The sequence below is a fragment of the Pantoea sp. K16 genome (assembly GCF_048452805.1).
Taxonomy (GTDB): Bacteria; Pseudomonadota; Gammaproteobacteria; order Enterobacterales; family Enterobacteriaceae; genus Pantoea; species Pantoea agglomerans.
In genome coordinates, this window is sequence record NZ_JBLWNV010000001.1 from 504,458 (window position 1) to 528,172 (window position 23,715).

Genomic DNA, 23,715 nt, shown 5'->3' on the forward strand with positions numbered 1-23,715 from the left:
TCGGGTGGCAGCGTGTCTGCCACTCTGATTCAAACCCGACGCCTGCCACGTTCCTCGCGCAGGATCGTATTGAGTTTTGTCTGGCGAACACCTTCACACACTGATTTTTACTCAGAAGATGCATAGCCTCAATTAAATGCCTTATATTTCATAGCCTGATGTACATTTGCCTTGCCGCGCCCACGCCAGCAGTGTGAGCGCGCTGCAATATGCAGTACCGGTAATCTGCCTGTGAAGGGTAACTCCTGCTTTTTTTGATACTGCCAACACTCAATTTGTCAGGTCCTGAGGCGTAAATATGGACAGAGTTTCACCCCTGCTGGATGTGCAGGATGTCGCTTTTTCAGTCGGGGATCGTCAGCTACTGAAACCGGTCTCCCTGCAGTTATATCAGGGTGATTGCGTCTTGCTGACCGGCCCATCCGGAAGCGGAAAAAGTACCTTCCTCAAAATCCTTGCTTCGCTGATTACCCCCACCTCCGGGCAACTTTTCTTCAGGAACAGTGATATCACCACGCTGAGAGCAGAGGCCTATCGCCAGCAGGTCTCGTACTGTTTTCAGACGCCGCAACTGTTTGGTCAGACGGTATATGACAACCTGGCGCTGCCATGGCAGATTCGACGTCAGAAACCTCAGCGGGACAAACTTGTTGCTGCGCTGGAAAGCGTAAATCTCTCTCCGGATATGCTGAATAAACCTGTTGAACAACTATCAGGCGGAGAAAAGCAGCGTGTCGGACTACTGCGCAATCTGCAGTTTATGCCTGAGGTACTGTTACTGGATGAAGTCACCAGCGCACTTGATGAAGAGAACAGACTATCAGTACTTTCACTGATTAACCGGATCTCAGCTGAAGAAAAGGTAGCCGTGGTGCGGATTAGCCATGACGTTAACGATATCCAGCAGGCTGAGCAGGTGCTTCGGCTTGAGCCGCCAGAAAAGGAGAATAAGCGTGAATCAGCATAATATCAGTGACACCTCTCTATTGCTGTCACTGACGCTGGTGGCTATAGCGCTGCTTATCAGCCAGAAAGAAAAGCTCGGCATGAGCAAAGATATTCTCTGGAGTGTATTCCGGGCGATAATTCAGCTGGTGATTGTCGGCTTTGTATTGAAGTCGATCTTCGATGTTAATAACAGCTGGCTGACGGTACTGATGGTGCTGTTTATCTGCGTTAATGCCGCGATCAACGCCCGTAAACGCGGTCGAAATATTGATAACGCTTTTACGATATCGTTTGTTGCTATTTTTAGTGGCACCGTTATCACGCTGACGATTCTGGTGCTGAGCGGGGCGATAGCGTTTGTTCCGATGCAGGTCATCCCCATCACGGGCATGATCGCCGGTAATGCCATGGTCGCAGTAGGGCTCTGTTACAGCAACCTGAACCAGCGCTTCAGCGACAACCAGCAGAAAATTATGGAGATGCTGAGCCTTGGCGCATCGGTGAAGCTGGCATCGGGCCGCATCATTGCCGACAGCATTCGTACAGCCATGATGCCGACGGTGGACGCTGCCAAAACCGTCGGACTGGTCAGCCTGCCAGGGATGATGTCCGGACTGATTTTCGCCGGAATAGATCCGCTCAAGGCGATTAAGTATCAGATTATGGTTACGTTTATGCTGATAGGAACTGCCAGTCTGTCAACGATCATTGCTGTCTATTTATCCTATCGTCGTTTTTATAATGCCAGGGCGCAGCTAAAAATATCGGATAGATCGCTGGATTAGCGAAACTGATTGGCGGATCTGAACGTTATAGCTGGTGAGGAAAAAGGGCTGCTATCAGTAAATAGCAGCCTATTAATTTGTATTCCTGCTATCCGTTGTGGCAGTTTTCAGGAAAGCTTCCGTTTGAGCTGTTATAAAAGCACTCTCTGGCTCACTAAAGCAGGGGCAGGCTTGTCGTGCGGGAGCATCCGCCAGAACAGGCGATGCAATGCTTCTTATTCCAGGCATTGCATTATATTGCGCTGCGTTAAGCTATCCTCCTCACTTCTGGAGGGAATCATGAATAACAGCAAAATCGTCGTTTCTCTGGTTATGGCCATAAGCATTTTTTGGGTTGGCGCGTCTGAAGCTAAAACATCGAAGCAGTCCGATGACCAAATCCGACAGCTCATTATTGAAGATTCAATCGCCTCTTATCCAGGTGTCTGCGCATGCCCTTTTAACGCTGCACGTAATGGCAGTAGCTGTGGCAGGCGAAGCGCATGGAGCAAGCAGGGCGGATATGCACCTGTCTGTTATAAAAAAGAGGTCTCAAAGGAAATGGTTGATGACTGGCGTAATAGTCATGATGCTTAAAAAATTAGCGTCTTAATATTATAATCGGGAAGAACGAAATGGTCAGCTAAGTAAATTGTCTGAATAGCCCGTCATGGCTTAAGTCTGTTGCTATTAATATTGCGGATTAATCATTCTAAAACGCGGGCTACCTGCTATTACAGTTCCATATACTGGCATTAATTTTAGATGAATTACTCCCATAACCGGCTGCCCTTAATGCGCCGTACTTTAGCGATGCAACAGACTCAGAATAGTTATTACTCAGCGATCACCGGACATCATCATTGCCCGGTAATCGGCTGATTTACATCGATGCTACAACCTCAGCTTATTTTTGAGACTGCTGATTTTGCTCAGCCTCTTTCTGTTTTTTCTTCGCCATATGATGACCGACTGCGCAGCCCGCTGCGGCACCGGCCACACCATGATGAGCAACATGACCTGCGACGCCGCCTACTGCGGCTCCCTTAAGACAGCCCTGGGCATTAGCCTGTAAATTCACCGACAAAAACAGTCCGGTAGCAATAACGATAACTGATAATTTTTTCATCACTTAATATCCTGATAGTTAGTTATAGTTGCAGGTTGAACCCGACAGAGCATAGCCGCACTCTGGGGTGTTTCGCTGGCCGGGATACAGGAATCACGACATTAGTTACCTGTCGTTACGCTTTCCAGAGGGAATGTAACTATTTAATGCCATACCCGTGAGTCAGATACTTTCCGGCTCGTTAAGCGGCAGCCAGAGATCAGCATTGAGAAGATAAAACGGGGAGAGTGTAAACCGGAGGTTAGTCGATGAAGATAAAACAGCGCCTCCACCGGGAAGCGCTGCTGCAGATCAGAAGGACATTGTCAGCCCGGCATAATAAGCGCGTCCCGGCTCGTTATAGGTTGATGCGCCATCAGCTTCGCGATATAGCTGCTTATCCAGCAGGTTATTAATACCCGCATTGGCACGCAGATTTTTGGTGATGTCATAATTAAAATTGACCCCAAATACTGAATAAGCGCCGACTTCGCGATTCGACATAGAATTGTTTTCTGTGCGGGATTCCGCATACTGGCGTGGTTTCTGACGACCATACATCGTCCAGTTCAGATTAGTGGAGAAATCCTGCGTCACCTGCCAGTCCAGCATTGTATTGATCGTGTATTCAGGAATAATCGACAGCGGATTGCCGGTCTTTTTATCCTTCGACTCGATCATATAAGTTGCGTTAGTCCGCCACTCCAGCTCGTCACTGACCAGCGGGATAGTGAAATTGCCTTCCAGACCTTCGACTACCGCTTTGCCGCCGTTACTCCATTGCAGGATATTGTTACCATTAGAGGCGTAACCCAATACTTCCGTCCCTGAGACGATTTTGTTTTTATAGTCATTGCGGAACCAGGTGATACCCGCAATATAGCCATCCTGACTGAACTCGATACCCAGCTCTTTATTTACGCTGACTTCAGGATCGAGATTTTCATTACCCAGCAGATAACAACTGCCACGGGTAACGTTGATCGGACAGCCATTTCCCCGCGTCGCCAGTAAATAGCCTTCGCTGGACTGATAAAGGTTAGGGGCTTTAAACGCACGGGCGATACCCGCTTTCAGGGTAAAACTTTCTCCCAGAGCCTGAGAAATATTGAGCGACGGACTCCAGTTCGCACCAAAGGTGTCGTGATAATCAAAACGCAGACCGGGGATCACTTCAGTGCTATCGGTCGCAGCAATATTATCTTCAAAATAGAGTGAGCTCAGCGTTGCGCTGTTTTTACTGTTGCGGCTGCCCGCATCACCACTGACACCGTCGATGGATACGCCCGGCGCACTGGTGCCGTTCATTGAATTTGGATCGTTCAGCTCATCACGGTTCCACTCGGCTCCCAGCGTAACGGTCTGCTCACGCAGCAGTTCCAGCGGGAAGCTGACTTCACCTCCGGCCCGGTAACTTTCAAAGCGACTGGTTGAGAACGTGTTGCTGTTGATCCGGCCTTCACCCGCACCCGCCGTGCCTTCATTCAGGCGGGTGTTATTGGTTTTTTCATAGTTAAAGGTGAGCTTAGATTGTCCCCAGTCCCAGATGCCATTATGCGCAAGGCCCCAGGTCTGACGATACAGACGGTTGGTTTCTGAACCATCGAGAGATTCGATCAAGGCATTACCGGCACCGTTGCTGTACTGGGTATCACCGGTGTAAATGTTGCCCTGACGGCTGTATCCGTAGCTGAAATCCAGCACCTGTAATGGCGTAATCTTCCACGACAGCACACTGTTGATGTCTTTATTGCGAACGCCTTCGCGACCGGCGGCGCCGGAGCCATTGTGCGACTGGTTAATGTCGAAAGCATCGCTGTCAGTTTTGTTGATGTTGCCATAGAGCCGCATGGTCAGAGCATCGCCCGCCAGCGGACCACTCAGGTTAAAGTTAGCGCGGCGGGTTGCGCCTTCTTTATCATCTTCGGGCTGGTTGGTATAAAGCGACAGCGATCCGCTCCAGTCATTGGTCGGGCGTTTGGTAATGATATTAACCACGCCACCGGCCGCGCCGGAACCGTAACGCGCTGCCGCCGGTCCACGAATCACTTCAATCCGTTCAACCATTTCTGGTGGTACCCAGTTTGAGTCACCGCGGGAATCGCGCTCGCCGCGCCAGCTATAACGCACCGAATTGCGCGAGGTGGTCGGCACACCATCAATCAGAATCAGCGTATTTTCCGGCCCCATGCCGCGAATATCGATCTGACGATTGTTACCGCGTACACCGTTGGCGCTATTGCCGGTAAGGTTAACGCCTGGCATTTTACGGATAATGTCGGAAAGGTCGTTGACTGGCGGGTTTTTCTCAATGTCCTGCGAGGTGATCACCGAAACGCCAGGCTGCTGTTTCAGCTCCTGTTCAGCGGTGACCAGCATCGTCTCATCATCAGCCAGCTTTTCTGTCTCTTCCTGATTAGCGCCGTTAGCAGAGGTACTCAATAAACCGGCCAGCAGTAGCGCAACAGGGCGCTTATGGACACGCATGGTTACATTCACTTAGAAAATCTCCCTGAAGTATTAAGGCATGTAAGCAAATGCGTATGATAATGATAATGGTTATCATTGTATATCGCGGTAAGCCACCTTTACATTCCATAACAATGGGCTATTTATTCGCCATAACCATGACCAGAAGGGTGAAGAGACGTTAGTTTTACTTGTTGGTCATCACCCGAAAACTTCCTCAGATTTCATCATAACGCGTCTTTATGACTCCAGACTTATTAGGTCTGGAGTCATGGATAAACAATGGATAGAATGGCCCGCTCTGCAGTGACTAACAGGTATAAATGTGACCCCAGATCTGACACAGATCCCTGCGCGTTCAGCCCACGTAGGCCGCCATGTATTGATCTGGCTGGAGCAGGTTAAAAAGGCTTCACTTAGTGAGCTGGATAATTTTGGCGATGAAGGCACGGTGGAGCAGGTGATGAAGGTCTGGGTAAAACTCTCGCTGCTGATCAGCCGGCGCCGCCCGGAGATCGCCATCTCCTCATTGCTGAAACATGTCCTGCCGAACATCGGTTCGCAGCCACTCAAAACGCTGAACCGCTTACGCCTTAACCGGCTCTATAACATTCTGATCGCCGACGGTAAAAAAGAGGAGGCGCGGCGGGTGTTCGCGCTAACCAAACAATTTCTCGCCTGGGCAGAGATGCAGGGCTATCTCGATCATTCACCCATCGCTTCAATGAAAAAGCGTGATGTCGCGGGTCGCGCTACGCCGCCGCGCAGTCGGCAACTTACCGATGCAGAAATCTGGGTGTTCTGGCACGGGCTGGATAACTGGGCGCTTTCGGAACAGGCGCGCTGGGCGCTGCGTTTATGCCTGGTCAGCGCCCGGCGGCCGGATGAAATTGTGCAGGCGCAGAAAGCGGAGTTCGATCTGCAATTAGGATTGTGGATGCAGGGTACGCGCAATAAATCGCAGCGGGAGCATGTGCTGCCCATTTCACCGCTGATGCGTCAATGCATCGAAGCGTTGCTGCGCGCCGCCGATCCGGTCTCACCCTGGCTGGTGCCCGCGCCACGCGATCCGCAACAGCCGCTGTCAAAAGGCGCCTTGAACCAGGCACTTCGCCGGATGATCCGCGCTCCCCGTGGGCTGGGACTGGAGGCATTTACCCCGCGCGATCTGCGCCGCACCGCACGTTCAAAACTCTCAGCACTCGACACGCCTAATGACGTCGCCCGAAAAATCATGAACCATGCGCTGGAAGGCATCGATCGGGTCTATGACACCCATGACTATCTGAGCCAGATGCGCAGCGCCATGAATATCTTTTCGGACGCGGTTGAGCAGATTATTGAATGCGAAAGCTACCATCTCCTGCGTCATCGCTATGATGGCGAAACCCTCACGCTGGACGATCTCTCGCTCATGGCAATGTCACGCTAACGCTTATATCGGCAACTGTCAGAAGTGGTAGCGCAGCCAGGCAAAATAGACGTTGCCGTTGTTATGGGTGCCGGGAATATAGGTCATCTGGAAATCGAGATCGCCATAGCCGACAGAGGCCAGCGGCAGTAGCGCAGGCACCGGAATATAATCCCAGTTGTGCCGTGCGGTAAAGCCCGCCGTGTAACCCGCACCCCAGTGAAAATTCTGGTCGGCCAGCGGACGCCAGGTTGCCACCCAGCCATAGCCACCAAAGGGTTCCCATTTATTAAAGGAGTCCTTAAACGCCATTAAGTAGATGCCGTTCCAGTTCCCTTTTTCATCGTAGCGGGAGATACCTCCGCCCGCGCCCCAGGGTCTTTCATTATATTTATTGATGTGTTCACGATCGTAAGTGGCACGGTTGTGCCAGGTAATCGCGGGCAGATAAAAGTCGTAACCTTCAGGCTGCTGCCAGGTTGTGGCGACTTTATCACTGAAATTATCCCAGCCCGCACTCACGCTCTCTACAAGTGTGGCGGAGTGGACTGAAAAAACACTGAAAACGGTGGTCGTTATCAGCGCTTTAAGCATTGAAATTTTTCGCACGTACGAATTCCTGCAATATTTGGTGTTAAATAAGGTGATAAAAGATTTAAGGCAGATATTGTGGCATCAGGAGTGACAACTACAGTTCAATGAACGGCCATTACAGGATTTTATCTTTAACAAATAATGATGCAGCAGCCCTGTTGCTCTGACAAGTCAGCAGGCGTGCTGACCCTATAAACGCCTCCCTGTCTTTATCATCTTCCAGCCGTCTTTCACACGCAGACAATTCCCTGAAAAAATTCGTATTGTTTGCTAACAAAATCTTGCAATGATAATCGCAATGCGTATATTTCTCATTTGTTTTAGAAGTTCATCACACCCGCGCGCAGGCGCTCAGGGAAAGGTTTCTGGTTCCTCAAACCATAAGCAGGGCAGCGATGTCCGCAGGAAGCATGGTCGTGACAGTGGCAGCATAAAAACATAAAGATAATTGAGGAATTAATGAACGCTTTCGATCTTCAACACCCCAGGGCAACGGACACTTCTGCTCTGCAACGTCCATTCCGCTTCTCCTTGCTGGCTGTCATCGTCGCCTCGTCGCTGGCGCATAACGCTGCTCATGCCGCAGAGACCGGCGCACCCGCTGCCAGCGATAACCAGACTATGACGGTCAGCGCGTCAGCCGATGATGCCGTAGCCGCTTCGCCCGCCACTGATTACAGCGTACCGGTTACCCGTGCGGGCACTAAAATGCTGGGCACCGTACGTGATGTCCCGCAGTCAGTCAGCATCGTCAGTAAGCAGCGTATGGCCGATCAGCAACTCCAGTCACTGAATGATGTGCTCGCAAATACCACCGGTATTCGCGGTATCAGTGGTGATATGGATCGCACCAACTACTATGCGCGCGGCTTTATGATCGACAACTACATGGTCGATGGTATCCCTACTGCCTTTGCCGCTCGCTGGAACCTGGGTGATGCGCAGACCGATATGGCGCTCTATGAGCGCGTTGAAGTGGTGCGCGGAGCGACCGGTCTGTTAACCGGACCGGGCAATCCATCAGCTGCCATCAATATGGTGCGCAAACACGCCGACAGCAAAGAGTTCGGCGGCACCGTCTCCGCCAGTTACGGCAGCTGGAATAAGCAGCGTTATGTGGCCGATCTCTCGGCTCCGCTCAGTGACTCAGGCAATGTTCGTGGCCGGCTGATCGCGGGATGGCAGGATAACAACAGCTTCATAGAGCGCTATGGCGCCAAAAAACAGTTCATCTATGGCGTGGTTGACGCTGACCTGACCGACTCTGCCACGCTTTCGGTCGGCTATGAATTCAGCCAGGTCAATACGGATTCCACCATGTGGGGTGGCGCGCCGCGCTGGTACACAGACGGCACGCAGATACATACCCGACGCGGCTACAACACCGCACCTGACTGGGCCTACAACGATAAAGAGAACCGTAAAGTCTTTGTGAACCTGAAACAGGACTTCGATAACGGCTGGAACATCACACTGAACGGCGCGCACAACGAGATGCGCCTCGACAGTAAGCAGATCTATCTTGATGGCTATTTCGATCGTAACACCGGGGCGGGCGTCTCTTCGTATGCCAACTATCCGGTGGTAGGCGGGACCGGTTACAACACCGGTAAACGTAAAGTGGATGCCGTTGATGCCTTCGCCAGCGGTCCTTATGAACTGCTGGGTCGTCAGCATGAGCTGATGGTCGGCGTCAATTACACCCGCCAGGATAACAAGTACTTCAGTACCTTTGAGAATATCTCATCGGAGTCGCTGGGCAACTACAACGAGTTTAACGGTCAGTATCCGGAATCGGCCTGGACGCCGCGTCTGCCAGCAAGCGATACCCAACTGGTTCGCCAGAAATCGACTTATATGGCGACCCGTCTGTCGCTCGCCGATCCGCTGCACCTGATTATCGGTGCCCGTTACACTAACTGGAACCGTGAAACGCCAGGCGGTGAAATGGAAGAAAATAACACCACCCCTTACGGCGGATTGATTTATGACTTCGCTGAAAACTGGTCGGCTTACGCCAGCTATACCTCGGTGTTCCAGCCACAGGACTATCGCGATGCCAGCGGCGCTTTCCTGTCGCCCGTTATCGGCAAAAACTACGAGGCAGGCCTGAAATCTGACTGGATGGATAGTCGCTTCACCACCTCGATTTCGGTGTTCCGCACCGAGCTGAATAATGTCGGTGAAGCAACCACTCAGACGGTTCAGGGGTCAGGTGATGTCGCGTACATTGGCCGTAAAGGCGTGGTGAGTCGTGGCGTGGAGTTTGAAGTCAACGGCGCATTAACCGACAACTGGCAGATGACCCTGGGCGGCACGCGCTACATTGCGGAAAACCGCGATGGCAGCACCTTTAACCCGCAACTGCCGCAGACCAGCTTTAACCTGTTCAGCAGCTATCGCCTGCCGACGTTGCAGCAGCTGACGCTGGGTGGCGGTGTGAACTGGCAGACACATATCTGGAATGATGTCGGTGGCCCGGAAGGCAATGGCACCTGGCGTGCCCGTCAGGGCAGCTATGCGCTGGTTGATCTCTTCGCCCGTTATCAGGTGAACAAAAATCTGTCGCTGCAGGGCAACCTCAATAACCTGTTCGACAAAGAGTATGACACTAACGTGGCCAGCTCCGTAGTCTACGGCGAACCGCGTAATTTCTCAGTGACCGCCAGCTACACTTTCTGATTTGTGTCGTTGTAAAGCCTGTGAAAAACGCCTCAGTTGAGGCGTTTTTTTATATTAAGATCGGAGAGTTTAATTTTATGGCCTTTGTCTGCTGAAACGATCGGCTGAAAGGCTTCAAAGCATGTGCAGAGCGATCAACAGTTGTCCGCGAAATATCGGGAGGTTACCGAATGAATACTGAAGCTATCAGGCTGTCAAATAAGCTCGCTGAAGCGGTACCGCTGCTGGCTGGCAGCAGCCAGCGCGAGGATTATGAAGAAGCACTGGAACTGGTCGAATATCTGATTGAACATGAGCCGGATAATCCGCTGGTTGACCTGCTTTGCGCGCGCATTGCTCACTATGAAGATAAAGATCCGGAGCTGGCCGAATTTAATGCACGTCAAAATGAAATCAGCACAGGCCCCGGCATTCTGCGCGTGCTTATTGAGCAACACAATCTTAGCCTGAGCGACTTCGAAAATGAGATCGGTAAAAAATCGCTGGTTAGCCGAATCCTCAGCGGCGAACGTCAGTTGACTGTGTCGCATATCCGGGCATTATGCGCCCGGTTTGGCCTGTCGCCATCTCTGTTTTTCTGATTTAAGCGTGCTGCGATGGACTATTAAGATTCGATAAGTCTTTATATTTTATCGGTCCGTGCTCTGAAGAAACGCCTCACTTGAGGCGTTTTTCATCACCTCCTGAATCTGCACTCAGGTAAAACGCAGTGCCAGGTTAAAACCTTCTGCCGACTCCACCACAATCGCCTCGTGCTGCTCCTGAAAGGCAATTTCACCCTTCACCAGCGCGCGTTTCACCAGGTCGAGATCTTCCGTCTCAAAACCCAGCGCGACCATCCGGGCGCTGCCATCATAGTCTTCCGGCAGCGGGCCAAATCGCTGCTGCGCATAGTCTGCCGAAGCAAAACGAACCGTGGCAGCCCCCGCGCGCAGGACAAAGGCGCCTTCGGGACAGGCGAGCACCTTAGCGGCCCCAAACAGGCGGCTATAGACCAGCGCTGAAAGCGCCGGATCCTGCGCGACAATCACAAACTCACTGATATTACGCACGCCATTGGGGTGACGCTGCCATGCCGGCTGCCATACCGCTTCGGGCGTCAGATGCTGGCAAAAAAAGCTGCGGCCATTGGGTACCAGCGAAGGGCGAATCCGTACGGTCCTAAAGTGCGCTTCACTCACCGAACCGTCGGGCAGGGTAACCGGACGATGAAAAGCCGCTGGCGGATCGCCATCCAGATCCTGCCGTTGCAGATGCTGAAACTCACTCTCTGCATCGCTGCTTTTCCACACCAGACCGCTCAATCCCAGCGGCGATTGCCAGAGATCGGCGCGCTGGCTCCCTTTGCCCGTCTCATAGCCCAGCAGTTCCAGGTAGTTCTCACCAAAAATAGCCAGGTGATTACTCGATCCCAGCGAGTGATGACCCCGTTCAGTGAGCTGAAAGCCGAGCCTTCGGAAGCGCGCGCTGGCGCTGTCGAGCTGGTCGGCCACGTTAATCACAGCATGATCAAGAATCGGTTGTGGAACCTGAACTGACATAGCAGCACTCCTTTTTTTCGTCATTGCGCCGCCACAATCTGCAACGCGCGCGGCACCAGCTGCGTGAAGTAGTCCACCGCCGGGCCAATCAACGCTTCATCAGGATCGAAGGCGGCGTGATGCAGACCAAATTCGCTGGCACTGCCGATGCTGACAAATGCCCCCGGCACCTGCTGCAGATAGAAGGCAAAATCTTCTCCGCCCATCTGCGGCGACTCAGCGTGCTCCGCGAGATAGCCACTCTGTTGGGCAACGTCCAGAGCAACATCCACCCAGCCTGGCGTGTTAATCAGGGCCGGCGGTCCTTCAGTCCACTCCAGTTCGGCGGTCGCACCAAACCCGGCGGCAATACCCTGAATCAGGGATCGCATGCGGTGCGGGATCTGCGCCCGAATTTCGCCGTTGTGGGTGCGCACGGTGCCCTCCAGCTCAACGCTTTGTGGCAGCACGTTCCAGGTATTACCGGCGGTAAAGCGCGTCACGCTCAGCACCACCGTTTCCAGCGAGCTGAACACCCGGCTCGGCAGGGTCTGCAGAGCTGTTACGATATGGCTGGCAATCACAATCGAATCGATGCCCTCCTGCGGTCGTGCGGCATGGGCGCCTTTGCCCTCAATGCGGATAACAAAGCGGTCTACGTTGGCATAAAACGCACCCGCCCGACTACGCAGCGTGCCCAGCGGCAGGTCGGGCGCGTTGTGCAGGCCGAATATCGCCTGAACGCCTTCCAGCGCACCGGCATCAATCAGCTGACGTGCGCCATTAAAGGTCTCTTCAGCGGGCTGAAACAGAATCCGTACCCGGCCTTGCAGCGTGTCTTCCTGCTGTTTCAGCTGCAACGCCACGCCGAGCATCACGGCGCTGTGAACGTCGTGACCACAGGCGTGCATCACGCCCGGCTGCTGTGATCGCCATGGGCGCTCGGTGGTTTCTTCAATCGGTAATGCATCGATATCCGCGCGCAGGGCGATCAGGGGTTCGCCATGACCGATTTCAGCCACGACGCCGGTTTTCAGCCCCAGCGGCAACAGCCGGATCCCGGCCTGCTCCAGCCAGCGGGTAATACGTTCCGTGGTGGCAAATTCATGATTCGAAAGTTCCGGATGCTGATGCAGTTCGCGACGCCACTGCACCAGCTGGTCGGTTAAAGGCAAAGTCATGATTATCCCTGTTGTTCCGGCAGAAAAGGTTCGCCCAGCGTCAGCATCAGGCGGTTAGCCCAGGCAAAAAAGGCGGTTGATTGAATCAGGTCGAGCAGGGCGAGCGTATCCAGACCCTGTTCACGCAGTGCAGAGAGCTGCGACTGTGTCGGCTGGGCAGGGGTCAGCGACAGCGCTGCTGAGAATGCGATGATCGCCTGCCAGCGCGCGGTGTGTCCGTGAGATAACACCGCGCCGGGTGCGACATTCAGCAGCTTCTGTACCGCTTCATCCTGCTTTGAGAGCTGGCTGGCTTTACGCGCATGGACTGAGGCGCAGTAAATGCAGCCGTTGACCTTACTTACCACGGTGGCAGCTAGTTCGCGCTCGGCGCGTGGCAGCCCTCCTGCGGTATAAAAAATGCCTTTATCGGTCAGGGTACGCTGCTCCAGCAACGGCAGATTGCGCGCCAGCAGGCGAAAATAGTCGGAGTCGGTGTGACCGAATTTTGCCAGTGTCGCCTGCTCTTCCTCGCTGAATTCCGTCAGCGGTTTTGCCGGCAGCCAGGGCTCCCAGCCGAGTTCCTCTTGCGTAAACGCGGTCAGGGCAGTTTTGCCGCTGGCGGTATGTAAGGCCTCGTGCCAGTGACCGGCGACTACCGGGGCAACCTCATCCGGTGCCTCATCGCCCTGTAAGCTGCGCAGACCCGCCAGCAACCGGCTCTGAAAACTGACAAACGCCACCAGCTGTGCCAGTGTGACAATGCCGCGCAGGCTCCAGCCCGCCTGTTTCAAAGCCTCCAGATGCGCGGGAGCAGCAGTAACCGGCTCAAAGGTCAGGCGATGGGCAAAAGCCTGTGCCGCGTTGATCCGATCACTCCCGGCCAGACTCTCCTGTGGCTGGTAGTGCGCCTGCAGGCCGGGTTGTGCATGCCAGCCGGCAACCTGTGCGGCCAGCAGACGGCGCTCCGCCAGCGGAAAATCTTCATCACCCTGGCTAAACAACAGGGTGTAGCTACCCTGAGCATGTTGTGTGGCGGCGTGACGTGTCTGGCGCGCATGGGCCAGTTCGGAATCGGGATCGATATCTGCCAGTGTAGCAATCAAATCGTCAGGTTGATTCATGAAATTCTCCTGTGAGGTTCGCCAGCGGCACGAAGCGCGGGCGCAAGATGTTGGGCAATCAGTTCAATCGAGCGCAGCGTGTCGGCATGCGAAGGCTCAACCGAATGCACCTGAAATGAGATGTCGGTGACGCGCGCCAGTGCGCTGTCCTGCGCCAGCGAGTGCTGCACCTGATCGATGCCGCCAACATGGGCATCAAACTGCGCCAGCAGGTCATCAAAGCGTTCACCGCGTAATTCACCACGATACTGCGCAGCCTGCTGACGAATTCCCGGTTCAGCTACCTGACGGGCATAGCGGTCAGAATCGGCCACGAATGCGGTACGGGAGGCGAGGATGCGCGGCATGATTCCCGCAGGAAGTGCCGCAAGATAGGCATCGATCAGCGGATTCTGCAATGCATCCAGCGGCAGCTCAGGCTGGCCCGCCGGGCGCGGCTGGGTGCGGGACAGCATCAGGCCATGGCCGCCCTGAGCGGCACGGATTGCGCCCTCAACCGAGAAGGTGGCGATCCACACCCGTCCGGCAAGTTGCGGCGCGGCGGGATAGAGATGATTATCAGGATGCCCCAGTGAATCCCCGCGCCAGGCACTGAGCAGCGTATGCAGATGGTCGGCAAAAGCGGCACCGCGCTCGGCAAAGGTCAGACCAAACGGCAAAAAAGAATCCGGCGTGCCACCGGAGCCCAGCCCGATCTCCAGCCGCCCATCTGCCAGCAGATCCAGTACTGCGGCATCTTCAGCCACCCGCAGCGCATTTTCCATTGGCAGGGTGATGATGGCGGTGCCGAGCCGGATGGTGCGGGTCTGCGCGGCGACATGCGCCAGGAAGAGCAGTGGCGACGGCAGACCACCCTCATCCTGATGAAAATGGTGCTGAGCAATCCACGCATTATCAAATCCGCAGCGTTCGGCATGCTGGATCTGTTCGGTGGCCAGCTGGTAGCGCTGTTTCGCCGGCACCTTATCCAGCAGTCGGGTAAAAAATCCGAGACGTCGGCTCATGCTGACTCCTTGTGGGTTAAGGGAATAAGCGGAGGAATGGCAGCCATTAATTCCCGGGTATAAGGATGCTGTGGCGCACTGAAAATCGTGACAACGTCACCTTGCTCTGCGACTTCGCCCGCTTTTAACACCGTGACGCTGTCGGCAATCTGCCGCACCGTCGCCAGGTCGTGCGTGATAAACAGATAGGTCAGACCCAGTTCGGCCTGGAGCTGCTGCAACAGGTCGAGGATTTGCGCCTGCACCGTGACATCCAGCGCCGAGGTCGCCTCATCCAGTACCAGAATCTCCGGCTTGCAGATCAGTGCCCGCGCAAGCGCCACCCGCTGCCGCTGTCCGCCGGAAAGTTCGTGAGGATGACGTGACAGAAGAGAGAGCGGCAGCGCCACCCGCGTGGTCATCCCTTCTACGCGCTCACGGCGCTGACTGCGGCTCAGTCGCTCAAAATTACGCAGTGGCTCTTCAATAATTGCATATAGCGTCTGACGCGGATCGAGCGAGGCAAATGGGTTCTGATAGACAAACTGGATCTTCCGCCGCAGCTGACGCAGCGCCTCGCCGCGTAATCCGTTGACCACGATGCCATCCAGCGTCACCTCGCCGCTGTCGGCGGTTTCAAAACCCATAACGATGCGCGCCAGCGTGGTTTTGCCTGAGCCGGATTCGCCTACCAGTGCATGCGTAGTGCCGCGCGCCACCTGAAAGCTGACCTGGTTCAGCGCCTGCAAACGCTGCTGTTTGCCCAGCGAAAAGCTTTTCATCACGCCGGTTGCCCGTATGGCGGGGGCAGAAAAACGGGCGGTTGCAGATTTAACTCTGGCGGGTCGCTGCGGTGCCGCATCATTCAGTAACTGACGGGTATAAGGATGAGCAGGCGCGCTGATAACCTGTTCAGTGCGGCCCGATTCCTGAATCTCGCCGTGACGAAACACGATAATACGATCTGCGCGTTGCGCCGCCAGCGCCAGGTCGTGGGTGACAAACAGCACGGCGGTGCGGGATTCCTGCCGCAGGTTGTCCAGCAGATCGAGAATGCGCTTTTGCACCGTGACATCCAGCGCGCTGGTCGGCTCATCCGCAATAATGATCTCCGGCTGCAGGGCGAGGGCAATGGCGATCAATACCCGCTGCTTCATGCCGCCCGACAGCTGATGCGGATACTGCTTAACCCGCTGTTCCGGATGGCTGAGGCCGACGCGAGTCAGCAGGTCAACCACCCGCTGCTGGCGCTGCGCTGACGGTAATTTCAGGTGCAGTCGCAGGATCTCTTCCACCTGTTCGCCGACCGTTTTCACCGGATTCAGGGAATTACCGGGATCCTGCGGTACCAGACTGATGCGCGCACCGCGTAGGGTATCGAAACGCTTTTGCGACCACTGACTGATATCCACGCCGTTGAGCAGGATTTCGCCCCCTTCGCGGCGGCCATTTTCCGCCATCAGACCCATTATCGCCTGTGCGGTAGTGGTTTTACCGGAGCCGGACTCCCCGACCAGCGCCACCATCTCACCGGGCTGCAGCTCGAAGCTGACGCTATGTACCACCGGCTGCCAACGGTTGCCGCTGCGATAGCTTAGCGTCAGATTGTTGACCGCGAGTAACGGCTGAGCGCTCATTGGCGTCCTCCTGAAAGTTGCTGGCTGATGCGGTTGGCTGCGAGCACCACAGCGACCACCACCACACCAGGAAAAGTGGTCAGCCACCAGGCGGTAGCCAGATAATTACGCCCTTCAGCGATTAACAGACCCCATTCCGGCACCGGCGGTGGGGTGCCGTAGCCGAGGAAGCTCAAAGTCGACAGCGCCAGAATCGCCTGACCAAATTGCAGGGCGGCATAGGCGATCACCGGCGTCAGCGCATTGGGCAGAATGTGACGCCACAGCACGCTGAAAAAGCGGCCGCCACTGCCGTAAGCCGCTTCGACATACTCGCTGTGACGGATGCGCACCACTTCGGCGCGTGCCAGTCGGGCGAAGCTGGCGATGGAGGCGATGCCCACCGCTAATGCGGCATTCAGGGTGCCGAAGCCGAGTAAAATCAGCACGCTCAGAGAGAGCAGCAACGCCGGAATCGCCAGCAGGACATCCACTGCGCGCATCACAATTGATTCAGTTTTGCCGCCGATAGCTCCTGCCACCAGACCCAGCGCGGTACCAGCCAGCAGTCCGATCGCCACCGCCATGACGGCGGCGGAGAGTGAATGGGACGCGCCGTAAACGATGCGGGCAAAGAGATCGCGGCCAAGCTGATCGGTGCCGAGCCAGTGTCCGGCCTGCGGTGCGAGTCGCTGTGCACCCGCAATTCCTTCAATCGGGCTGGCCTGGGTAAAGAGGGCCGGGAACAGTGCCGCCAGTACGGCCAGCAGCATGACTGAAACGGCGATCCACAGGCCCGGCGAAAACCGTAAAGTGCGCCTCTTTGCCGCCACGGGTTGCCGCGCGGCAGCGTAATCAACCAGACTCATGTTGCACCTCGTAACAGCTGTAAGCGCGGGTCAAACAGCGGCATCAGCAGATCCACCAGCAGGTTGATCACCACAAAACCCAGCGCGGAGATCATCACCACCGCCTGCAATACCGCCACATCCTGATTGTTCACCGCCTGTTGCGTCAGCTGACCGAGACCGCCCAGGCCAAACACCGTTTCGGTAATCAGCGCACCGGCAATCAGTTCTCCCAGCAGCAGGCCCGCCACGGTGAGCACCGGCAGCATGGCGTTGCGCAGGATGTGCCGCCACAGCACATAGTGCTCGCTGGCTCCTTTGGCGCGCGCCACCGCCACAAAAGGCCGGGTTGAAACCTCATCGATGCTGCGCAACAGAATCTGAGCCAGCGGCGCTGAGATCGGCACGGCGACCGTAATAATGGGCAGAATCAGTCCCTGCCACGGTGAGGGATTGATTACCGGGATCCAGCGCAGCTGGAATGAGAAGAGCTGAATCAGGGCTATGCCGAGCCAGAAGGTCGGCACTGAGATAAACAGCGCGGGCAGTGACTGCAGCAGATTACGCAGGCCGCGCAGGGCAGGCAGCCGCGACAGTGTCGCCAGCACGAATGCCAGCAGTGTCGCCAGCAAAAAGCCGCTCAGGGCCAGTCGCAGCGTGCCAGGCAGATTGCTGGTCAGCAGTTCACTGACCGGCACGCCCGCCTGCACCGAATAGCCGAAGTCGCCGTGCAGCATCGCCGCCAGCGTGTGCAGATATTGCTGCCACAGCGGGCTGTCCGCGCCATAGGCCTGACGCATCTCAGCAATCTGCTGCGGACTCAGGCCGAGATCCGGATTCTGAAACTTGATCAGGACCGCATCGCCTGGCAGCACCTGTAGCAGCACAAACGACAGGGTAAACGCGGCCCACAGGACCAATACACCCAGGCCAGCGCGTTGCAGCAGATAATGACGCATCCTCACCTCCGGTTACTGTTTTTCCAGCCAGGCGCCATAGAGTGCCGGACGGCCCACCGCTTCAAAACTGACCCCTTTCAGCCAGGGCGCACCGGCATAGACCTGCGGCTCTTCGAAGATCGGAATCACATAGGCCTGGTCCAGCAGATAACGCTGAACGTCACCGGTCAGCTGTAAACGTTTTGCCGGGTCAACTTCAGCGGAGATGGCGACCAGAAGCTGGTTCAGCTTGTCATCGCGGAAGTTTTTCACTTTGTCGCTGGAGCCGCCTTTCTGCAGCAGGTTGTCGCGGTTAGCCGGGTAGAAGCTGCTTTTGATCACGTCGGGATCGGCGCGGCCGACTTCGGTGACGTTCAACGGGGTCTTAAGGGGGTCGAGATTATCCAGCGTTTTGCTGCCGGCATCGCCCGCTTTAACGCTGAGGGCGACGCCCGCCTGGCGCCACTGCTGTGCCACCAGTTGCAGCACCTCTTTGTTTTGCGGCTGCGGCAGTGATTCATAGACGGTTAGCGCCAGTCGCTGGCCTGCTTTTTCACGGATGCCATCGGCACCCGGTTGCCAGCCCGCCTGGTCCAGCAGTGCCTTCGCTTTTGTCAGATCAAAAGTGAGTTTGTCCGCCAGATTGACGTAGCCGGCGGCGGTGGTCGCCACGACCGAGGTTGCCTGCGGATAGTTCGGCGAGAAGAGCGTCTCAACCACCTGTTTGGCATTGGTGGCGTGCAGCAGCGCCTGACGCACCCGGATATCGCTGACCAGCGGATTATCCGGACGGAAGCTGAGGCTGTCGTTTACGCCACGGGTCGGCGCGGCATAAACCGGGAAGTTCTGATCTTTAGCCTGCTTCTCGTCGTAGGCCTGCACCTGACGGATCAGGCCTGCCTGGCCCGCCAGCAGTGCACCGATGCGCACGCTGTCTTCCGGCGTCACGATCACTTTTATCGCATCCAGATTGGCCGGACCTTGCTGCTGAATGTTTTTCGGTCCCCACTGATAATCTTTACGCGCTACCAGATCCACCTCCCGACCGAGCTTCTCATCACTAACTACAAACGGGCCGGAGCCGATAATGTGACGGGCATCGCCCAGCTGATCGAAACTGCGCGCCAGGGTACTCAGCGAGACCAGGCCAGAGCCAATGGTGGCGGTGCCCTGCAAAAATCCGGGTGAGGGCTTTTTAAAATAGAATTTCACCGTCAGCGGGTCGATCACTTCGCTGCGTTCATAGTTATTAATCACTTCCGATACCGGCAGGCGCAGCGCTTTATTTCCCAGCCCGTAGGTATCAAAGTTTTTCGCCACCGCGTTCGCATCTAATGGTGTGCCATCGGAAAAAGTCACGCCAGGCCGTAATTTAAAGGTGTATTCGGTTTTGTCGGCGTTGGTAGTCCAGCTTTCTGCAATCCAGGGTTCAACCTGCAGCGTTTCGGGATTCTGCCAGGTTAATTTATCGGTGATCTGATTGAGAATGCCGCCATTAGGGTAAAAGCCGCCGGCAGGCGGATAGAGGTTGGTATGTGCCTGCTGTTCAAGATAAATCAGCGTACCGCCTTTGACCGGTGCAGCCACCGCGTTAAAGGTCAGAGTCCCGGCAAGTAAAGTAAAAACCAGCGTTTGTGCGCGTGGTTTAAGGGGAAATAACGTCTTCATGGTGAATTCCTTTGTTATCAATTGCCTCAGCAGGCGGAATCATCATCGAATGACGCAACACACAGATAAAGTAACGATTTGGTCAAAGCTTATCTGAAAAAAATAAATGCGGGATTGGGCGGGATGTAATCTCTTTATTTCAGTTGCAGGATGGCAAATAAATTTCTGCCATCCTGCCGGGTAATATTTTATCAACGGCAAACAGCGGATTAATCAGGGAACGCTATTCCGCGCACAATTTCCGCTGGTCTGCACGCAGAAAAGCGCTGACCAGAACCAGCCACAGCAGACCGCAGATCAGGTTCACCACACTGAAGCCGCCGGTGCCGTAACTAAAATAGGCGGTTTTGGCTGCTTCAATGCCCAGCGCAATAATCAGAATACTCACCATGCCGAGCATCGCTGCCACGCTGCCTTTTCCGGCGCTGCTGGAAAAAAGCGTCATGCGATAAAGTCCGGCGCTGACCAGCCCGGCGCCGAAGCCGTAGAGGCTAATTCCGGCAGTCAGCCACAGATAGCTTTGCGGATTTAGCACGGTAGCGGTTACTGCGATTGCCAGCCCGCAGACCACCGGCCAGGCACCGAGCCGTAACGGCTGTTCAATGGGCAGACGGCTGGATAAGCGTCCCAGCGTCAGGTTGCCCGCAATCATGGCGGCGAAGACCGGCAGCTGTAACAACGCATAGCCGATGCGGCTGAGTCCCGCATCGTGGATTAATATCACCGGCGACAATGCGACCCATGCGATGCAGGGCACGGTGACCAGCCCGATGGCCAGCGAGCCGCGCATCACCTGACGATCCTTCAGCAATGCCGCGTAACCGCTGATAATCGATCGCAGCGACAGCGGTTTCTGCCGGTCACCTGCAGTTTCGGGCATCGCATACCACAGACCTGCCAGCGCCAGCGCCGCAATAGCGCCAATCAGCCAGAACAGGGTGCGCCATTCACCCACAGTAAGAAAAGCCGCGCCCGCCAGCGGACCGGCCAGCGGGGCCAGCAGGGCGACGTTGGCCATCAGCGCCATCATTTTGATACTGAGCGATTCCGTAAATGCCTCCTGCACCGCCGCGTAGCCTACCGCGCCAATAAAACAGAGGCTGACGCCCTGCAGAAAACGCAGCAGGACGAACTGCTCAATGCTTTGCACCCAGTGCGTCGCCACACACGAGAGCATAAAAAAGGCCACGCCGCTAAGTAGCACCGGACGCCGCCCGATACGGTCAGAGAGGGGGCCAAGCAGCCATTGCAGCATAATGCCACCGGCCAGATAGGCGGTGAGCGAAGTAGAGACCCACTCCGGCCCGACCTTAAATTCCTGAGTCACCAGCAGCATGCCGGGCTGGATCATGTCGTGAGCGATATAGGTAGCGAACTCAAACAACACCAGCGACAGCGGGAAGATCAGATGTCGTCGGGTCAGTTGCGCGACCGGTTCGAAAGAAACCATTACGGATACCTGCGATAAAGCCATTAAAAAAGCGGCCACCAGGGTGACCGCATAATTTCAGCGTGACGGTGTAACGCTTATCGCCAGCGGGCAATCGGGTTGTTCAGCGTTCCGGCGAACTTGAGATTCTCAGCGGGATCGGCGAGGTTTATCATCTGCTGGTTATTCGCCAGCTGCAGGCGGTTCAGACAGGAGCGGGTAAACTCCGGCGCGAACATGTCATAGCGCGCGAACTTAGTGGCATGCTCCGGGTGCGCCTGCTGGTAATCCTTCACGCACTGCGCCACCGCCTGCCAGAACTCTTCCTCCGGCAGCGTTCCTGACTGATGCAGAATCGCGCTGATAAAGCGGAAGATGCAGTCAAACACATCGGTGAAGATCGAGAGCAGCTTCAGGTTCTCCGGCACATCCACCGCCAGACGCTGCACGCCTTCCGGCAGCACCGCATCCGGATTCATCACGGCGATCTCTTCGCCGATATCCTTCATGTATGCACTGACCGGCACGTTGTTCTCCAGCAGCATGATGAGGTTTTCACCGTGCGGCATAAACACCAGGTCATGCTGATAGAAGCAGTGCAGCAGCGGGCTGAGATAGCAGGTCAGGTAGCGTTCTATCCACTGCTTCGCGGGCAAACCAGAATCCGCTATCAGCGCTGGCAGCAGTGCCTGCTGATGGTGATCGACGTGCAGGAAAGAGGCCATGGTCATCAGACGCTGGCCGGGCTGCAGGCTGGCCGCAGGATTATCCCGCCACAGCGCAGCGAACATCTTTTTATAGGCGGAGTCGCCTTTGATCGCCTGCTCATAGTAGCGGTTGTGATAGCCGACCGCCGCGACTTCGCGCAGGATGCGGAAATCACAGCGATTCAGCCACGCATCGCCAGCAACCAGTTGTTCCAGCCAGCCGTTTATCGCAGGCGTTGTCGCCATATAGTAGGGGGACAGTCCGCGCATAAAGCCCATGTTCAGCACCGACAGGGCGGTTTTCACGTAGCGCTTCGTGGGCTGGCTGCGGTTAAAGAAGGTGCGGATCGACTGCTGCGCCTGGTAAGCATCGTCTCCGGTGCCGAGATAAACAATATCGTGACTGGCGATGTCCGCCGCAAATACGGTCAGCAGTTTGTTCTGCCACTGCCACGGATGCACCGGCATCAGGATATACTCCTCAACCGCCAGCCCTTTATTCACCAGCTGCGCAGTAAACTGCTCCAGAGTGGTGTCGCCCAGTTCATCACGCATCAACTGCTCATAGCTCAGCTCGCTGAGGCTGGAGAAATGGGCGTTGCGGCGATGAACCGCGACCCAGATGAGGTGAACGGGCGCGGCGGCCTCGGGCGCATACGCCAGATAATCATGGGCATCGAAGCCAATACGCCCGTTGTTGGCAACAAAGCAGGGATGGCCTTCGGTCATCGCCGCTTCCACCGTCTGGAAATCGGCTGAGACCAGCGCCTGGCTGTCAGGATTATTCTTCTGCAGCTTATAAACGCTGCTGCACAGCGTGCTGCTGATCTCTTCCATGTAGGTCGCCAGCAGTGCCTGTGTAATACCGATCTCCCCGTTAAACTCCACGATAAATTTCAGCGCATCCAGCGGCAGATCACGACCGTTCTCCTGCTTGCGCAGTGAGCCGGCGTCGATTTCCCAGTGATCCAGCGCCAGCCGCGACGCCCGGAAATGGTAGCTCGCTTCACCGCCTGGCACCGCAAGCTGATAGCTGCCGTCGCCCGACTCCTGTGGCGTAATGATTTTCTCATGCGCGAACTCGGCAATCGCTTTACGGATCAGCATGCGGTTTGCCTGCGCCCAGTGGTCGCCCGTCAGATGTGTACCGTTCATCAGCGAAGAGGGGGTGTTCATAGTCTGCGACTCCTGCAGTAACGCGTGTTGATAATCTTCCCGCTGGCAAAAGGCCAGCCAGGCGGTTTTATGACCCATGTCGATGGTGTGCTGATAGCGGAACCCGGCACGCTTATTCAGCACGTGAATCTTCTCATTGCGCACATCTGGCTCTACCACCACGCGGCGCACCTCGGGGCGGCTGAACATGTAGTCCATCACCAGCGTGAAGACCTGCCAGCTGAAGGCTCTGATCGGCTGGCTGGCGGGGGCAATCAGAATATGCATGCCGTAATCATCGGGTGCGGCAGGATAAAACTTGCCGACCTCATCGTCGCAGGCGCGATAGCACTCAATCAGGCAGACCGGCTGGTCGTTGCAGCAACCAATCAGCGCAGCATGGGGATCGGCTTTGGTCAGCGTCTGGTAGAACTCAGCGACCTGATTCAGGCTCTGCTGCTGCATGCCCCAGAAGCGGGCGTAATCGCGGGTGACCCAGCTATGAACCAGCGGCGCATCGCTGGCGAGCATGGGCCTCAGGGTGAACTGGCCTGCGGGGCGGGCGGCGCTGAACAGTGTTTGTGAACTCAT

Annotated in this window: 19 protein-coding genes; 6 read left to right on the forward strand and 13 right to left on the reverse strand. The window is 55.7% G+C overall.

Annotated features, from left to right (window positions below; genetic code table 11):
• The first annotated feature begins 298 nt into the window (after positions 1–298).
• The 3 genes from fetA (at position 299) to ACK13D_RS02460 (ending at position 2,309) form a co-directional block, all read left to right on the forward strand.
• A complete protein-coding gene (gene fetA, locus ACK13D_RS02450; protein WP_187500292.1) occupies positions 299–967 on the forward strand; it encodes an iron efflux ABC transporter ATP-binding subunit FetA in 669 nt (222 codons plus the stop codon).
• Positions 954–1,733 (forward strand): iron efflux ABC transporter permease subunit FetB, encoded by a 780-nt coding sequence (fetB, locus tag ACK13D_RS02455; RefSeq protein ID WP_033768913.1) that lies wholly within the window; start codon positions 954–956, stop codon positions 1,731–1,733. The genes fetA and fetB overlap by 14 nt, the downstream gene beginning before the upstream one ends.
• Positions 1,734–2,045: 312 nt before the next feature.
• On the forward strand, positions 2,046–2,309 hold the full coding sequence (locus ACK13D_RS02460) for a hypothetical protein (RefSeq protein WP_370881069.1): 264 nt from the start codon (positions 2,046–2,048) through the stop codon (positions 2,307–2,309).
• Positions 2,310–2,619: 310 nt separating this feature from the next.
• On the opposite strand, the gene ACK13D_RS02465 is transcribed toward ACK13D_RS02460, so the two are convergent.
• Together ACK13D_RS02465 and ACK13D_RS02470 are read right to left on the reverse strand one after the other, a co-directional pair.
• Complete coding sequence (locus ACK13D_RS02465; protein WP_010247042.1) at positions 2,620–2,841, reverse strand: hypothetical protein; 222 nt, start codon at positions 2,839–2,841, stop codon at positions 2,620–2,622.
• 291 nt (positions 2,842–3,132) lie between these two features.
• Positions 3,133–5,307, reverse strand: coding sequence for a TonB-dependent siderophore receptor (locus tag ACK13D_RS02470; protein ID WP_187496395.1), 2,175 nt, complete (start codon positions 5,305–5,307; stop codon positions 3,133–3,135).
• Positions 5,308–5,614: 307 nt separating this feature from the next.
• Here ACK13D_RS02470 and ACK13D_RS02475 point away from each other — a divergent pair, with 307 nt between their 5' ends.
• Positions 5,615–6,721 (forward strand): tyrosine-type recombinase/integrase, encoded by a 1,107-nt coding sequence (locus ACK13D_RS02475; protein ID WP_245114969.1) that lies wholly within the window; start codon positions 5,615–5,617, stop codon positions 6,719–6,721.
• An 18-nt stretch (positions 6,722–6,739) separates the two neighbouring features.
• Here the strand turns inward: ACK13D_RS02475 and pagP are convergent, their stop codons facing one another.
• A complete protein-coding gene (gene pagP, locus ACK13D_RS02480; protein WP_163763422.1) occupies positions 6,740–7,309 on the reverse strand; it encodes a lipid IV(A) palmitoyltransferase PagP in 570 nt (189 codons plus the stop codon).
• 444 nt (positions 7,310–7,753) lie between these two features.
• Here pagP and fhuE point away from each other — a divergent pair, with 444 nt between their 5' ends.
• Both fhuE and ACK13D_RS02490 read left to right on the forward strand, forming a co-directional pair.
• Positions 7,754–9,976, forward strand: coding sequence for a ferric-rhodotorulic acid/ferric-coprogen receptor FhuE (gene fhuE / locus ACK13D_RS02485; RefSeq protein ID WP_122459781.1), 2,223 nt, complete (start codon positions 7,754–7,756; stop codon positions 9,974–9,976).
• Positions 9,977–10,146: 170 nt separating this feature from the next.
• Positions 10,147–10,557 (forward strand): helix-turn-helix domain-containing protein, encoded by a 411-nt coding sequence (locus tag ACK13D_RS02490; protein ID WP_022624363.1) that lies wholly within the window; start codon positions 10,147–10,149, stop codon positions 10,555–10,557.
• Between the two features lie 114 nt (positions 10,558–10,671).
• On the opposite strand, the gene ACK13D_RS02495 is transcribed toward ACK13D_RS02490, so the two are convergent.
• The 10 genes from ACK13D_RS02495 to ACK13D_RS02540 form a co-directional block, all read right to left on the reverse strand.
• The gene (locus ACK13D_RS02495; RefSeq protein WP_187515503.1) at positions 10,672–11,517 is read right to left on the reverse strand and encodes a VOC family protein; all 846 of its coding nucleotides are present in this window, start codon (positions 11,515–11,517) and stop codon (positions 10,672–10,674) included.
• Positions 11,518–11,537: 20 nt separating this feature from the next.
• The gene (locus ACK13D_RS02500) at positions 11,538–12,677 is read right to left on the reverse strand and encodes an amidohydrolase (RefSeq protein WP_022624362.1); all 1,140 of its coding nucleotides are present in this window, start codon (positions 12,675–12,677) and stop codon (positions 11,538–11,540) included.
• A gap of 2 nt (positions 12,678–12,679) precedes the next feature.
• Positions 12,680–13,780 (reverse strand): alkylhydroperoxidase domain protein, encoded by a 1,101-nt coding sequence (locus tag ACK13D_RS02505; protein WP_418795591.1) that lies wholly within the window; start codon positions 13,778–13,780, stop codon positions 12,680–12,682.
• Positions 13,777–14,784: a putative FMN-dependent luciferase-like monooxygenase gene (locus tag ACK13D_RS02510; protein WP_418795592.1), complete on the reverse strand. Its 1,008-nt coding sequence runs from the start codon at positions 14,782–14,784 to the stop codon at positions 13,777–13,779. Before ACK13D_RS02510 ends, ACK13D_RS02505 begins: the two co-directional genes overlap by 4 nt.
• Complete coding sequence (locus ACK13D_RS02515; RefSeq protein WP_418795593.1) at positions 14,781–16,400, reverse strand: dipeptide ABC transporter ATP-binding protein; 1,620 nt, start codon at positions 16,398–16,400, stop codon at positions 14,781–14,783. The genes ACK13D_RS02510 and ACK13D_RS02515 overlap by 4 nt, the downstream gene beginning before the upstream one ends.
• Complete coding sequence (locus ACK13D_RS02520) at positions 16,397–17,248, reverse strand: ABC transporter permease (RefSeq protein WP_346551545.1); 852 nt, start codon at positions 17,246–17,248, stop codon at positions 16,397–16,399. The genes ACK13D_RS02515 and ACK13D_RS02520 overlap by 4 nt, the downstream gene beginning before the upstream one ends.
• Positions 17,245–18,186, reverse strand: a complete 942-nt coding sequence (locus ACK13D_RS02525) for an ABC transporter permease (RefSeq protein ID WP_418795594.1) — start codon at positions 18,184–18,186, stop codon at positions 17,245–17,247. The genes ACK13D_RS02520 and ACK13D_RS02525 overlap by 4 nt, the downstream gene beginning before the upstream one ends.
• A 12-nt stretch (positions 18,187–18,198) precedes the next feature.
• Complete coding sequence (locus ACK13D_RS02530; RefSeq protein ID WP_050498569.1) at positions 18,199–19,833, reverse strand: TIGR04028 family ABC transporter substrate-binding protein; 1,635 nt, start codon at positions 19,831–19,833, stop codon at positions 18,199–18,201.
• Between the two features lie 223 nt (positions 19,834–20,056).
• Positions 20,057–21,283 (reverse strand): MFS transporter, encoded by a 1,227-nt coding sequence (locus ACK13D_RS02535; RefSeq protein ID WP_124890597.1) that lies wholly within the window; start codon positions 21,281–21,283, stop codon positions 20,057–20,059.
• 77 nt (positions 21,284–21,360) lie between these two features.
• On the reverse strand, positions 21,361–23,715 hold the full coding sequence (locus ACK13D_RS02540) for a GNAT family N-acetyltransferase (protein ID WP_404543459.1): 2,355 nt from the start codon (positions 23,713–23,715) through the stop codon (positions 21,361–21,363).

Coding starts and splice junctions, on each gene's coding strand:
- fetA (WP_187500292.1), top strand. CDS start 299: ATGGACAGAGTTTCACCCCTGCTGGATGTGCAGGATGTCGCTTTTTCA.
- ACK13D_RS02460 (WP_370881069.1), top strand. CDS start 2,046: ATGGCCATAAGCATTTTTTGGGTTGGCGCGTCTGAAGCTAAAACATCG.
- ACK13D_RS02465 (WP_010247042.1), bottom strand. CDS start 2,841: ATGAAAAAATTATCAGTTATCGTTATTGCTACCGGACTGTTTTTGTCG.
- ACK13D_RS02470 (WP_187496395.1), bottom strand. CDS start 5,307: ATGCGTGTCCATAAGCGCCCTGTTGCGCTACTGCTGGCCGGTTTATTG.
- fhuE (WP_122459781.1), top strand. CDS start 7,754: ATGAACGCTTTCGATCTTCAACACCCCAGGGCAACGGACACTTCTGCT.
- ACK13D_RS02490 (WP_022624363.1), top strand. CDS start 10,147: ATGAATACTGAAGCTATCAGGCTGTCAAATAAGCTCGCTGAAGCGGTA.
- ACK13D_RS02495 (WP_187515503.1), bottom strand. CDS start 11,517: ATGTCAGTTCAGGTTCCACAACCGATTCTTGATCATGCTGTGATTAAC.
- ACK13D_RS02500 (WP_022624362.1), bottom strand. CDS start 12,677: ATGACTTTGCCTTTAACCGACCAGCTGGTGCAGTGGCGTCGCGAACTG.
- ACK13D_RS02505 (WP_418795591.1), bottom strand. CDS start 13,780: ATGAATCAACCTGACGATTTGATTGCTACACTGGCAGATATCGATCCC.
- ACK13D_RS02510 (WP_418795592.1), bottom strand. CDS start 14,784: ATGAGCCGACGTCTCGGATTTTTTACCCGACTGCTGGATAAGGTGCCG.
- ACK13D_RS02515 (WP_418795593.1), bottom strand. CDS start 16,400: ATGAGCGCTCAGCCGTTACTCGCGGTCAACAATCTGACGCTAAGCTAT.
- ACK13D_RS02520 (WP_346551545.1), bottom strand. CDS start 17,248: ATGAGTCTGGTTGATTACGCTGCCGCGCGGCAACCCGTGGCGGCAAAG.
- ACK13D_RS02525 (WP_418795594.1), bottom strand. CDS start 18,186: ATGCGTCATTATCTGCTGCAACGCGCTGGCCTGGGTGTATTGGTCCTG.
- ACK13D_RS02530 (WP_050498569.1), bottom strand. CDS start 19,833: ATGAAGACGTTATTTCCCCTTAAACCACGCGCACAAACGCTGGTTTTT.
- ACK13D_RS02535 (WP_124890597.1), bottom strand. CDS start 21,283: ATGGTTTCTTTCGAACCGGTCGCGCAACTGACCCGACGACATCTGATC.
- ACK13D_RS02540 (WP_404543459.1), bottom strand. CDS start 23,715: ATGAGTTCACAAACACTGTTCAGCGCCGCCCGCCCCGCAGGCCAGTTC.